The 12853-nt window shown below is 47.8% G+C and carries 10 protein-coding genes; 5 read left to right on the top strand and 5 right to left on the bottom strand.

Translation table 11 applies throughout. The annotated features are described in order from the left end of the window. Positions 1–280 precede the first annotated feature (280 nt). Both Q0668_RS19330 and Q0668_RS19335 read left to right on the top strand, forming a co-directional pair. Positions 281–1882, top strand: coding sequence for a sodium/solute symporter (locus Q0668_RS19330; RefSeq protein ID WP_298867643.1), 1602 nt, complete (start codon positions 281–283; stop codon positions 1880–1882). Continuing rightward, positions 1879–2109: a hypothetical protein gene (locus Q0668_RS19335; protein WP_298867645.1), complete on the top strand. Its 231-nt coding sequence runs from the start codon at positions 1879–1881 to the stop codon at positions 2107–2109. The genes Q0668_RS19330 and Q0668_RS19335 overlap by 4 nt, the downstream gene beginning before the upstream one ends. A 91-nt stretch (positions 2110–2200) precedes the next feature. Here Q0668_RS19335 and Q0668_RS19340 read toward each other — a convergent pair whose 3' ends face one another. From Q0668_RS19340 to Q0668_RS19355, 4 genes are all read right to left on the bottom strand, one after another. Further along, positions 2201–3895: a PPC domain-containing protein gene (locus tag Q0668_RS19340; protein ID WP_298867646.1), complete on the bottom strand. Its 1695-nt coding sequence runs from the start codon at positions 3893–3895 to the stop codon at positions 2201–2203. A 32-nt stretch (positions 3896–3927) separates the two neighbouring features. Beyond that, positions 3928–5265 carry a DUF1501 domain-containing protein gene (locus Q0668_RS19345; protein WP_298867648.1) on the bottom strand — a complete coding sequence of 446 codons (1338 nt, stop codon included), beginning with the start codon at positions 5263–5265 and terminating at the stop codon, positions 3928–3930. A gap of 53 nt (positions 5266–5318) precedes the next feature. Then, positions 5319–7781, bottom strand: coding sequence for a DUF1549 domain-containing protein (locus Q0668_RS19350; protein WP_298867650.1), 2463 nt, complete (start codon positions 7779–7781; stop codon positions 5319–5321). Positions 7782–8104: 323 nt separating this feature from the next. Then, positions 8105–8647, bottom strand: coding sequence for a hypothetical protein (locus Q0668_RS19355; protein ID WP_298867652.1), 543 nt, complete (start codon positions 8645–8647; stop codon positions 8105–8107). Between the two features lie 125 nt (positions 8648–8772). Between Q0668_RS19355 and Q0668_RS19360 the strand changes: the two genes are divergently transcribed. From Q0668_RS19360 to Q0668_RS19370, 3 genes are all read left to right on the top strand, one after another. Further along, positions 8773–9603: a Rieske 2Fe-2S domain-containing protein gene (locus Q0668_RS19360; RefSeq protein WP_298867654.1), complete on the top strand. Its 831-nt coding sequence runs from the start codon at positions 8773–8775 to the stop codon at positions 9601–9603. A gap of 104 nt (positions 9604–9707) precedes the next feature. Continuing rightward, a complete protein-coding gene (locus Q0668_RS19365; protein WP_298867656.1) occupies positions 9708–11060 on the top strand; it encodes a membrane dipeptidase in 1353 nt (450 codons plus the stop codon). Positions 11061–11099: 39 nt separating this feature from the next. Next, positions 11100–11867 carry an NAD(P)-dependent oxidoreductase gene (locus Q0668_RS19370; RefSeq protein ID WP_298867658.1) on the top strand — a complete coding sequence of 256 codons (768 nt, stop codon included), beginning with the start codon at positions 11100–11102 and terminating at the stop codon, positions 11865–11867. Between the two features lie 23 nt (positions 11868–11890). Here Q0668_RS19370 and Q0668_RS19375 read toward each other — a convergent pair whose 3' ends face one another. Then, positions 11891–12817, bottom strand: coding sequence for a hypothetical protein (locus tag Q0668_RS19375; protein WP_298867659.1), 927 nt, complete (start codon positions 12815–12817; stop codon positions 11891–11893). Positions 12818–12853 lie beyond the last annotated feature (36 nt).

Raw genomic sequence — 12853 nt, forward strand, 5'->3', positions numbered from 1 at the left:
TATGAAAACTATGCGAAACAGCCCGGCCAGTCAGCCGATGATCTCTTACTGGATGGAATGCACCCCAATACAAAAGGCCAGAAGATGGTGGCTGATCTTTTGATCCCTCAAATTAAAACGCTTCTGCTGAAAAAGAAACCCTGACTTTCAATAGCAGAACAGTCGATTTTTTGATTCAACCGCTGTATCGTATGAAAGTCTCTCTGTTGCTCAAAATTTCAACGAATAAGAGAGATCGCTGTTTTCAAAGCGATGAAACGCGTACAAAGGTAAATCAACAATGCAAACTTTGGCATCTCTCGATTATGCCATCATTCTGGCTTATCTGATTGGAACACTGGCATTGGGGCTGTATATCGGCTCCAAAATCAAGACCGGTTCCGATTACTTTCTGGCGGGACGTCGGCTTCCCTGGTGGGCCATCGGCATGTCACTTGTCGCAACCGATATCGGTGCCGTCGACATCGTGGGAACCGGTGGTGCTGCTCACAAGCATGGGCTCGTAGTGGGAAACTTCGAGTGGATCGGCTGTGTGCCAGCCATGATTATCGGCGCGTTTGTGTTTATACCTTTTTTCTGGCGAAGTGGTGTTACCACAATTCCCGAATACATGGAACGACGCTTTAATGTCTCCGTCCGTTCTGCACTCGCGATCTGCTGGATCTTGTTTATGGCGTGTAATCTGGGCATCATGCTGCTGGCTTCCGCAAAAATGATGGCCGTGCATCTAGGAATGACTGTCGATCAATGTATTTATCTGACCGCGTTTCTGGTGGGTATCTATACCATTTCAGGTGGATTGGCAGCCGTCGTTTATACGGACATGATTCAATGTATTGTCATGATCGGTGGCTGTTTGCTGGTTCTGGTACTGGGTATCATTGATCTTGGCGGAATTGATCAGTTTCAGACGGAACTGAAAAAACAAGAACATGTACAGCAGATGAAGCAAGATCAAAAAATCGCTGCTGAAGAACAAGCGGCCGCTGCAACGAATGAACTCTCGCATACTTCGCTCATTCTCCCCGCTGATTCCAATACGCCCTTCCCCTGGACAGGAATTTTCTTCGGACTCGCGTTGATCTTGAGCCCCGCCTACTGGATTGGCAATCAGGCCATTGTGCAGAGATCGTTGGGTGCAAGAAGCGAATTTGATGCCAAAGCCGCTTATGTATGGGGCGCGTTATTAAAGAATCTGATACCGGTGGTCGTCGCGGTTCCCGGTCTGATTGCGTTTGTGAAGTTCCCGGAACTGAAAGACGGAGACCAAGCGTTTCCCGAACTGATTTCGTATTTATTGCCCGTCGGTTTAAAAGGACTGTTTCTGGCCGCGTTTCTAGCGGCGTTGATGTCCAGCATCGATTCGTATCTGAACTCGGCTTCCACCATTGTCACCAACGACTTTTACAAACGTTTTTATCGTAAGGACGCCAGTGATAAATCATTACTCATGATCGGTCGAATGATCACATTTCTGCTGGTTGTGTGGGCGATTGGTTTTGCTTTCTTTTTGAAATCAGACGATGCAGGCATCTATACGATCTTTCAGACTTTGATGTCATTCTTTCAGGGGCCCGCATTTGCGATTTTAATAACGGGGCTGTTATGGAAACGGGCGACCGGTATCGCAGCCTTTATTGGTTTCGTTGTGGGAGTCTGTTTTTCGATTCTATTGTTCACGCTGAACCAGGAATCTGTTTGTGCCGCACTGGGTATAAAACCTCTGTTCCAAATTTCTGATCCATTTCTGTATCTATCAATCTGGGCCTTTGTGGTTTCATTCTCTTTGATTGTCATCATCAGTTTTCTCACGAAACCAGAGCCGGCAGAAAAAATTGAGGGCCTCGTCTTCGGCACAAAATCAAAAAGGAGGCCAGCATGACGCCTCTCCATCATATTGGTAATTTCATTCGTGAGCTGGTGATTCAGATTCCGCTCTGGTGCGTGCGCATCCTGTTTTTGGGAACTTTGATTGCCGTCTTTTTGTGGGTCTTGCGGCTACCACGGGAAACCACGACGCCTGAAAATGCGACTCACTGGTATCAGAACTTGAAAATCTGGGCCTGCCTCGCTTTAGCAATTCAAATCGTGATCTACAGCATCTTTTAAGAAAACTGGTCGATTATCAACGACGATTTTCAACCGAAAATGAGTGACACAAAACAAGAGTGCATTTCTCAGGCAAACCGCCGTAGCACGCTTACTTCTTTTTCTTGATCGTCAACCAGAGGTAAGGCAGTTGTAGATCCGATTTGGGACGCGCCGTATTGCGTTTGGGGCTGATGCCTTTAATGACAGCAGTCGCAACATGCGTCTTTGATTTGTCTTTCAAGCTGGTCCCTTTAATTTCGAGAGGCCCCTGAAACACCGTTTCCGGTTTGGCTTCCAACTTCAGTTTGACAGACTTCTCGGTCTTCCCTTTGACTTTGGAAATAATCGGCTTACAAGTGGCCCCTTTCGGTAGACCGACCAGACTGATTTCAATGTCATCACTGAAACGAGGACTCAAACGATTGATCGTAACTTCAATCTCTAACGGTTTTCCGCCAGTGGTGAGCGTAAATTGTTCTGCCGATGTCTGTAGTTTGAAATCGGTTATCGATGGTTGGATCGACAACAGGTAGATATATCGGAAACCGCCATGCTGAAAACGGTCAGTCACATGTAAATGATATTCGCCATCAGCGGGAATTTTGTAGATTAAACGTGCATCGAAATAATTCCGTATCGGATCATCGATCTCTTTCAGTAGCTTCCCTTTTGCGTCAAACAGTTTCAGATGCGCATCCAGCGGATAACCCAATGTATGCGAGTCGATCTGAAAAGTCAGATCTTCCCCTTTCTTTGCGGTGAAGCGATAAACGTCGATCTCTTCCGGCTTTGATATTTTTCCCGTGACACTACTGGGAATCGAAAGCGACTGCCCTTTCTCCTGCTGGCTATCTTTTGACTCCAGCAAAACCGGGGTCGGGCTGAGTGGAATTTTCAGCCAATTCGCCAACTGAGGATGACTGACCAGCGCCTTGCCATCAGAATGCTCTGCAACAGGTCGCAATGATTTGAGACTGTCAGTCAGATTCCAGCCTTCCAGTTTAACCGGTTTGGCTGTCTCATAATGATAGGCAAGCGGCAAACTATGATCGACAAAAGGCCCCGTTGAAAGGGTTAATCGATAGATGTAAGAAGCAGCGCCGGCAAACCGGATCGTACTGTTCGGGTCTGCGGGAAACGCGAATGTTCTAATATAATAAGTGCCGTCCGCAGGAGCGGTAAACACAATGCGTGGATCGAACCAGAGTGTGTCATCAATATGCGAAAGCAAGGTTCCTCGATGATTGAGAATTTGAAGCACGCCATCCATCGGAGATCCCAACTGCTCATTGGCAGTGAGTGAAGCGACCAACGTCTCTCCCTTTTTCATTACAACCTGATACGTATCGACATCGCCGCTTTTGGATAACACGCCGTTGATGGTGACGCTCGGCTGCTTATATTTTTGTGCGTGAGCCAGATCATTATTGGGTTCGGTTTCGGGTTGCTCAGGAAGTGTACCCACAAGGAACGGACGAATTCCCGAAGCACCTTCTGCATTATGAAACCTCAGCCAATACAGGCCAGGGCGGGCCTTTGCATCAATTTGGATCGAAAACTGCTTTTCCTTACCTTTGGCTGGCTTCTCCGGAATCACAACCTTCAAACCAGGAGCCGACGTCCAGACAGAAACCGGCGCTGTTCCCAAAGTTTTATCGACAGTGACATCAACCTTCTGACCGACTTGTCCCCCCGCGGGATTGAGATAACTCACACTGGGAGGTGCCGCGATGACTTGAGTGATCAGACTGAAAACCAACGACATCGAGACAACAGTAGATAGAATCCGAGCGGTAGATGACATCGTTAAATCATTCTCAATCAGGGTCTAAAAGTTTATGCGAATAACTCGGGAATGGGAGTCGGATCGCTGACCAGATGCGAGGGCCGCCCTTCCGGCGTATATAAGACTTTGTCAGGATCGATGCCCATTTTGGTGTAAATGGTCGAGACAAAATTTTCGGGGGAGAGAACACGTTCCACGGCAGAATAACCGGCTTTGTCAGTTGATCCCAGAGCTAGACCGCCGGGAGTTCCACCACCGGCCATCAAAACAGACATCGCGTTTGACCAATGGTCACGGCCGCCGCCCGGGTTGATTTTTGGTGTGCGACCAAATTCACCTAGTGCCAATACCATTGTAGTATCCAGCAAACCGCGCTCATCTAGATCTTCAATCAACGTGGCGATCGTATTTTCGAAAGCAGGCATGCGACTCCTGAATGATTTGAACAAGCCGCCATGGCTATCCCATCCTCCTTCATAAAGGGTAATGAACGGCACGCCTGCTTCTGAAAGTCGACGTGCAAGCAACGCGCGTTGACCAAATGGAGTACGGCCATATCTATCACGGAGTTCTGCTGATTCGCTATCCACTTCAAAGGCTTTCTGTGCCTCTGTGGAAGCAACCAGATTGTAACCCTGTTCGTAATACTCATCCAGATTCATCACCGGATCACCGGCGACTTTATCTTTGATGCGTTTAAGTTGATCCACCTGTTTCCGCAAATCACGACGGGTTTGATAGCGGGCATCAGACAATCCGTTGGGTAACGCCAGATCGCGAACGCGGAAACCTTTGTTATTCGGGTTGTCGGATACAACAAAAGGTGCATACTTGGCACCCAGGAAGTTAGGGCCCCCGGAACGCGACATGCTGGGCATGGAAAAGTACGCTGGTAAGTTATTCGTCGTTGGTTTCTGGTGTGCGACAACAGATCCCATGCTCGGATGAAAACTGACAAAGGAACCACAGCCCACAGGGATGCGCGGAGGAGCGCCCGTCATCATATAGTGATTACCGGCACCATGATTTCCCTGATTATGGCGTATCGAACGCAGGACTGAGAACTTATCAGAAATCGAAGCCAGACGCGTCATATGCTGAGAAAATTGAACGCCGGGAACCTTCGTGGCAATCGGGTTGAATTCACCCCGAATTTCTACAGGTGCATCTGGTTTGGGGTCAAACGTTTCATAGTGAGACGGGCCCCCGTCCATCCAGATCAGAATGACACTTTTGGCCTTGGCTTTGGGCTGCTGAGCGGAAGTCCCTTTGGCCATTCCCTGCAAACGTAACAGGTCGACCATTCCCAAACCTGTCATGGCACCCAAGCCAAGCTGCAGACAATTTCGTCGGGTAATTCCATTACAATTCTTTGAAACGTTCATCATTTCTAGTCCTGTATTTTGTCGTAAAAACAATCTTAACTGTCAGGGTAGGGGAACTAATTTTTGAAAAGGTATTCCGGAGTATTCAATAACGCCCACATCAGATCTTCAATGATTTGCTGACGATTGGCTTTTTCCTTTTCAAACAGGGAACGTCCCAGTCGTTTTTCTTCTAACGTGGGATAACGTGAATAAGCCGTCAGATATAATTCATCCAATATCTGATCGGGGGTCATTTTACTTTTTGCCCATTTGGCACTGTTTCCCTCTGGTGATTGAATGCGAGAATACATTTCGCGCGAGTTCATCATGTGCAACACCTGCACGACTGTCGTTTCCGTTGTTCGTTCACAAGGAGGATCCTGATTCGGATCGGGACGCCCAAAGGAATCCAGAAAGACCGAGCTCACCCGATGTGTCCATAGTTGCTTCGCGGTTGAATTTGCGGGCATCGCTACGAATGAATCGGGAACGCCAATCACTTCACTGATGCTGTCCAGCAGAACTTCTGCTCGCAAACGTTGTCGGTAAAATCGCGAATAATTGCGGCTATCACCCACATTGGTCTCATTGGGCAGGGAGCTTAAACTGTAAACATATGAGCTGAGAATTGTTTTAATGTATTCCTTTTGATCGAATTTCACGTCCCGGAAATGTTTCCCCAACGCCTTCACTAACGGTCCATTGGTGGGAGGATTACTTTCGCGAAAATCATCAATCGGTTCCACAATTCCGCGGCCCATGAGATCTGACCAGATACGATTCGCACTCACTTCGCCAAAGAAATGATTCTGTGGTGAAATGATCCAGTCTGCCAGAATTTCACGAGGATCCTGGTTCGCTTTGAGTTCAGGGACTTTGCCAAACAATGGTCTCGGCGCGAGTACCTCATTTGTCAGTGGGTGCCTCACACTTCCAGAATTTGACGTAAAGACCATTTCCTCTGAGCCTGAAATTGGTGCGGAAATTCCGCGCCCCTTTCGACCCATTTTTGCAAAGTAAGCCGCAAAGCTATAGAAATCGTCCTGCCCCCAGACTTCTGAAGGGTGATGGTGACACTGGGCACAGCTCAAGCGAATTCCCAGAAACAGTTGGCTGACAATCGTTGTGAGTTCTTCGGGTTTGCGACGATCACGAAACATAGTAACTGCACCGTTATGCCACGTCCCTCCCTTGGCGGTCAGTAATTCACGCGTGAACTGATCGAGGGGCTTGTTCTGGTGGAATGATTGTCGAATCCAAGCATCATAATTTAACACGGTTTTGATGCCCACATGATAGGGGTTCGGTCTTAACATATCAGCCCATTTATTAGCCCAGTGATCGCCAAACTCCGGTTGCTCAAGAAAATAATCGATCAATCGCTCGCGCTTGTTCGGAGAGCTATCTTGTAAAAACGCCCGGGCTTCTTCTGCCGTAGGAGTTCGACCAATGATGTCCAGAGAGACGCGCCTCAAATATGTGGCATCATTCACTGGCTCAGAAGGTTTGAGGCCATATTTTTTGAGCTTATCCCAAACCAGACCATCGATAAAATTGTTCCGAGGCAACTTGGCATAATAACTGTCGGGTACAGAATTCTTCGAAGGAACCGTTACACTCAGTGAAGCAAAATTTCCTAAATAACGGGCCATGATCGAGGCTTCGCCCATCAGGGAGCCGGAGGTGACTAAACCATGTTCATCCACGGATACATAGACACTCTCACTCGACATATATTCTGCAAGATCGGTAATATCTCGCGTGGAACCATCGCTGTAATACGCGGTGACCACCATCTGCTGTTTTGTTTTGGGCTGCATGATCCGCTCGGTTGGCGCTGCCGAAATCTTGACAAGTTTCGGTGTCTCGACAACCGCACGTGTCGCACCCTCCGTGATCCACTGTTCGAGAATATTATAATATCTGCTGTTCTCTGGTAATTTCTTACCTCCGCCGTGGGGAACTTTACCGGCTCCCTTCAGCAAAACGAGACTCTGGTCTGGTGCCAGTGGAGAGGCACGTCTTCCGCGCGATTCTTTCGTAAGCGCGCCATAATCAAATTCGGGATCGAAGGCAAACATGGATAATTGAAATCCACCCTGACCACGTTGTTTCCCATGACACGAACCACCATTACAGTGAAATCGGGAAAACATGGGATGCACATCGCGTTCGAAGTCAATCAGAACCCTTTGGTCAAAGTTTTTCACCTCGACGGGAACCTTAATTTTCTGCGCACCATTTGAAACTGTGATGGTAGTTAAACCGTTGGAAACAGGCAGTAGTACACCTGCAGCGCTGACCTGAACTACGGCAGGCTGATTAGATTCAAACTGCACGTTACGAGTGTAATCCAGAGGTTGATTCTCTTTGAGAACCGTCACCAATAACTGCTGCCGAGCTCGATTGCCATTCAACTGAACTTTTGCTGGATAGACTGAAAGCTGTGATGATTGAAGAGGAGCATCCGCTGCCTGCGCGGGAAGCGCAGAAAGTAATATCAGAAAACTGATGTATTGATAGATTAGAGACTTCATCTCGATGTTCTATCCCAAAAAATTGATAGGTAAGGATACGCTGTGAGGCTTGGCAGTAGCAGTGCTACGAGGAATGTCAGGAAGGTGTTAATAGCAGACACACAAATCACATAAGCAACCCTGATAGCACTAACTCTTCTATCATCCGGGTGCCCGCTTATATATATTGTCGCTTATATTCTCTATTCGTCAACTTCCATTTAACAACTTTATTTACGAAACACACTCTAGAATACCTTTACTGAGTGGCAAAAACTACCCTTTATCGCAAAAGTAATCAACTGTCCATCTATTTGTAAGTAGAACCACAGCGGTCATGCGGTTTATTGCATCTTTTCCAGCTCGGATCTGACATACCCGATTTTGTCACTGATGGCAAAATTTGTATTCCAGGGCTGGGGAAACAGAATCGCCTGCCCCCCATGTTCCCGAAACAAATCTACATTCTTATGCTGATCGTCAATCAACACCACATCCGGTTTTGCTAATAGATACTTTTGAGTACCGATCATGAAGTCCATGAAATGTGGTTCTTGAAAATGCTGTCGCAGCCATTCCACTTTGGCCGAGGCACAGGCAGCACTGCGGCTGGGAGAAGTGCTAATCGTAAAGGGAGCCGTCTGTTTCAGCAGTATGAGTAGCTCATTCAGCCACGGATAAGGGGGAAACTCTTTCCAGAACCGGCCTCCCAAAGCGTCAACGGGTTTCCAGAATTCGTCTTTCGTCATGCCCGTCACACCCGCGTAATCTGCCTCTCCCTCAGGCCAGTTCTCGGTTAAATGCCCCTGACCATGCAACTCCAGGATCGATCCCATAAAATCAGATATGACGCCATCCATGTCCAGTAATATATGTCGCACAGCCATAAAGGTTTTTTCTCTACAGGAAGATACTTTGATGTGATAACGGTATGATTACCTATTGAGCATATAATAAAATTGAATTAACAGCCAGAGTGGCGATGTCTGATTTTGACTATGGAACAACGCAAATGACTAACTGGATAGAACTGGGAGAGGCTTCAGAAATTTCTCCCGGCACTCGTAAATCATATTCAATCAGGGGTACCGAGATTGCGGTGTTCCATGTAGACAACGATCAGCAGCTCGGAAAATATTATGCAGTCCATGATTCTTGTCCGCATCAGGGCGCTTCACTGATCGAAGGGGAGGGCTGTGGCACCGAAGTCAGCTGCCCTTTGCATGACTGGAGTTTTGATGTGGCTACGGGAGAATGCTTTGACTTTCCCGAATTTTCTTTGACTCGCTATGAACTCAAAGTAGAATCCGGCGTGCTACTGCTGGACGCTTCCACAATTGAGGAGCCAGACATCCCTCAAAATCCTTTTCTGGTTCGCTATGGCGCCATGGGATGGGTCGATCAATTCTCAGCAGAAGAGAACGCCGTTTATGCACACCGCGAACGAGTGATCTTAAAAACCAGTCGCGGAGAAGAGGTCGGAGAAATTCTTTCCTCAGTCAGCATACACGAAAATCCTGTTCCCTCAGCAGGCACAATTCTGCGAGAATTCACTCCAACAGACCAACAGACACTCTCCCGTCAGGAAGATGTGACCGCACCCGTATTCCAGGATTGCCAGAAACTCATTCAGGAACGGGGCATGCCTTCAGAGATAATTGACTGTGAGCAATTGTTTGATCAGCAAACGGTTGTACTGTATTATCTGGGCAGCCGGATGCCCGCTTTGGAAATTCTCGCTCAGGAGCTCAATGCCAATTATCCCTGGCGAATTATATTTCACCCCGTCGATGAAACACCCGCTGAGTCAGGTTGTTCGAGTGGCGGATGTGGCTGCGGTTAAAAATGAAATGACGTTCCTGAAATGTAACCCTGCTACAACGATGCCAGGCAGGAGCGAGAGACTTGCCACAACAACATTAACTTCCCCGATCAATGGAATTCATCATGAGCAATTCAATCAACCGGCGTTCGTTTCTGAGTACCTCACTGGGTGCAGCAGCTACCACCGGATTAGGAGCAGCGGCGGCATCACAATTGACAGCCGCTGAAGACAAACAACAAGCGTCTGCCACCCCAAAAAAACAAAAGCCTATTCAGAATGATACGATCTTACATGCGAGAAAAGTGGCACTTGATATTTTAAAGCCTACGCCAAAACAACTGGAGCGTGGACTCCAGCTGCATGCAGATTCACTCGTGTTTGACTCTTATGGCTTTGCACCGCGGGCCGCCGTTGACGGTGATCGGCTGGCTGCAGCAATCAAAGAAAATGCTTCGCCAGCAGAACTCAAGGACATGCGAGAAGACATGTCAATGACACGCTGTGTTACCAACCCGGCAGAGCAACGCGAATTCAAAGAAGCCTTCGATGCTTCCGGCGTCACTTGTATCTTTCAAAATGCCGGCGAAGAAGGGCAGGACCCTCTAAGACTGATCAAGCGACTAGCCCGTTTCACATATACAACAGATATGCTGGCCGACTTTGTATCAAAGGCAGTAACTCCCGCTGACATTCAACAGGCCAAAAAAGAAGGTCGCCACTGTTTGTATCTCACAGGAAATGGCGTTCCTCTGACTCAACAATGGGTCACCACGACCGACGAAATGAAATACATGCAGATTTTTTACCAACTGGGCATTCGCATGATGCATATGACTTACAATCGTCGTAATATGCTTGGCGATGGCTGTGCCGAACCGGCTAACGCAGGCTTAAGTGACTTTGGCCGAACCGTGGTCGCAGAAATGAATCGGCTGGGCATTATCCCGGATGTCGCGCATTCCGGATGGCAGACCAGTCTGGAAACCGCGCAAGTTTCAGACCGTCCCGTTGTCGCCAGCCATACCACATGTGCCAGTCTGCATCACCATATTCGCAGCAAACCGGATAACGTCATTAAAGCCATTGCCGATACCGGAGGCCTGATCGGCATCTGCTGTATTCCCCGTTACCTGGGAGGTAATGGTGATATCAGCGCGCTATTAGACCACGTCGATTATGTCGTGAAAAAATTTGGCATTGATCATATTGCCATCGGCACCGATGTGTCTTATTCATCACGTAATGGCGCATTAGAAAGTAAGAAAGTTCCCCGCGCTCCGCGTTCTCGAACAGCCTGGCGAAGCTTGTGGCCCGCTGATCCGTTCGTTGAAACACCGAATATGCGAATCAGTGTTTCCTGGACAAATTGGCCTATATTTACCGTCGGTTTGGTTCAACGTGGATACTCTGATTCCGACATTCAAAAAATTATTGGCGGGAATATTTTGCGGGTTTGTGAGCAGTCATTTTCCTGAAACGACACGAGATCGTTTTCCCTCTGAGTGAGCCCCAATATGAGAGTGTTAATCACAGGTGCGGCAGGTTATGTAGGTCGCTACTTCGCACGACATTGGAATACAGACGATGAATTGATTCTGGGAGATATTCACCCGGATGAAAATGATCCACGCTTTATAGCCCTGGATATCACCGAAGCGACACAAACACGCGCCGCTATGCAGGGCGTTGATGCTGTGATCCATCTGGCGAAACAGGCCGATGAAGGCCCCATGGAAGGGGATGACCTGAACGGGAAACGTTTCGACGTCAATGTAAAAGGGACGTTCAATCTGCTCGAAGCGGCCCGAGACGCTGGCGTGAAGCGATTTGTCTTTACCAGCACTGTAATGACAGTTCTCGGCTATCAGGCACCGGAGTGGATTGCATCCGATGCCGACCCGAAGCCTATAGGCTCATATGCGCTGACGAAACAACTGTGTGAAGTAATGTGTGCACATTATGCGCACGCGTTTGGAATATCCATCGTCTGCTTGCGCATTCCCAAACCCATCGACCTGGAACACTCGCTATGGAAAACGCACCCGCTCCGTCCTCAATGGGTTCCCTTCCCAGATCTGATGCAGGCTTTCCAGAAATCGCTTACGGCTGAAATTGAGGGTTGCGAAGTGATTACCATCGTGGGAGAAAGCTCGAAACGTCGCTGGGATCTGAGCAAAGCCCAGAAAATACTGGGTTATCAGCCCTCTTTAATTCCCGAAGAACTGGGTTTTGAAATGGGAACTGAAGACCAGCCCATTCCGCCAGAATCGACTTATGCCTGAAAACAAGTGCGGGGGGCCATCAACTATTTTTCAATTCGACAGTATGGGAGTCCCTTTTCGAGCTTCGCAATTCCCTCTTCTGTGATTTCCGAACCGTCAATATAAAGTGTGCCCAGATTTTTCATCTTTTTGAGTGATGGAATACCTTTATCATTCACATTGGTATTCCGCAGATTCATATCTACGATATTCTCAAGCACTTTAATTTCCGCGATTCCGGCATTGCTCACCTCAGTATCATTCAGTTCCAACCATTCCATATCTTTCATCTTCGTCAAATGTTTCATACCGTCGTCTGTCACGTCTGTATTTCGTATCCAGAGTCGCTGCAAGCGGGTCAGCCCTTTAATTTGCTTGAGGCCAGCATCAGAGATATGGGTATCACGCAGCAATAGTACTCGCAATTTTTTCAAACCCTTTACATGCGAAAGGGCTTCATCAGAAATCTGCGTTTCAGAAAGACCTAACGTTTCCAGGCTTTTCAGACCAGCAATATGGGCCAAACCAGCATCGGTAATTTCCAGTCCGGTAAGAAAGAGTTCTTTCAAATTTTCCAATCCCTTCAGGTGCTTCAAGCCGGCATCTGTAACCTTCGTGCGCGAAAGATTGAGCACTTCTAGATTGGTCAATTTTTTGAATTCCGCCAAACCAGTATCTGAGACGGGAATCCCATGCAGCGTAACCTCACGTAAGCTTTTCAAGGGCTTAATATGGACCATCCCCTCATCGGTGACTTTGGAACCGGACAAGTCCAGCTTTCGAAGTTTGACCAGACGACCGAGATAGACCAGCCCTGCATCGACTAGCTTGGAACCTGAAAATGAGACTTGTGCGATATTGCCGTTATAGTCCATTTTCAAATTGGCGCTGATTTCTTTGAGCGACTTGATATCCGTTTCCAGCGTTGATTCCTGGGGTTCTTCCTGTGAATCTGTAGCAACTTTGCTCATTTTTGATAGCCCATTAGGAATAGATCAGCCTGTGAG

The sequence above is a fragment of the uncultured Gimesia sp. genome (assembly GCF_937910335.1).
In the GTDB taxonomy this organism is placed as follows: Bacteria; Planctomycetota; Planctomycetia; order Planctomycetales; family Planctomycetaceae; genus Gimesia.

What these genes read in the sequence shown, in the direction of transcription:
- Q0668_RS19345 (WP_298867648.1), bottom strand. Translation starts at nt 5,265, where the DNA reads ATGATGAACGTTTCAAAGAATTGTAATGGAATTACCCGACGAAATTGT.
- Q0668_RS19330 (WP_298867643.1), top strand. Translation starts at nt 281, where the DNA reads ATGCAAACTTTGGCATCTCTCGATTATGCCATCATTCTGGCTTATCTG.
- Q0668_RS19340 (WP_298867646.1), bottom strand. Translation starts at nt 3,895, where the DNA reads ATGTCATCTACCGCTCGGATTCTATCTACTGTTGTCTCGATGTCGTTG.
- Q0668_RS19355 (WP_298867652.1), bottom strand. Translation starts at nt 8,647, where the DNA reads ATGGCTGTGCGACATATATTACTGGACATGGATGGCGTCATATCTGAT.
- Q0668_RS19360 (WP_298867654.1), top strand. Translation starts at nt 8,773, where the DNA reads ATGACTAACTGGATAGAACTGGGAGAGGCTTCAGAAATTTCTCCCGGC.
- Q0668_RS19370 (WP_298867658.1), top strand. Translation starts at nt 11,100, where the DNA reads ATGAGAGTGTTAATCACAGGTGCGGCAGGTTATGTAGGTCGCTACTTC.
- Q0668_RS19365 (WP_298867656.1), top strand. Translation starts at nt 9,708, where the DNA reads ATGAGCAATTCAATCAACCGGCGTTCGTTTCTGAGTACCTCACTGGGT.
- Q0668_RS19375 (WP_298867659.1), bottom strand. Translation starts at nt 12,817, where the DNA reads ATGAGCAAAGTTGCTACAGATTCACAGGAAGAACCCCAGGAATCAACG.
- Q0668_RS19335 (WP_298867645.1), top strand. Translation starts at nt 1,879, where the DNA reads ATGACGCCTCTCCATCATATTGGTAATTTCATTCGTGAGCTGGTGATT.
- Q0668_RS19350 (WP_298867650.1), bottom strand. Translation starts at nt 7,781, where the DNA reads ATGAAGTCTCTAATCTATCAATACATCAGTTTTCTGATATTACTTTCT.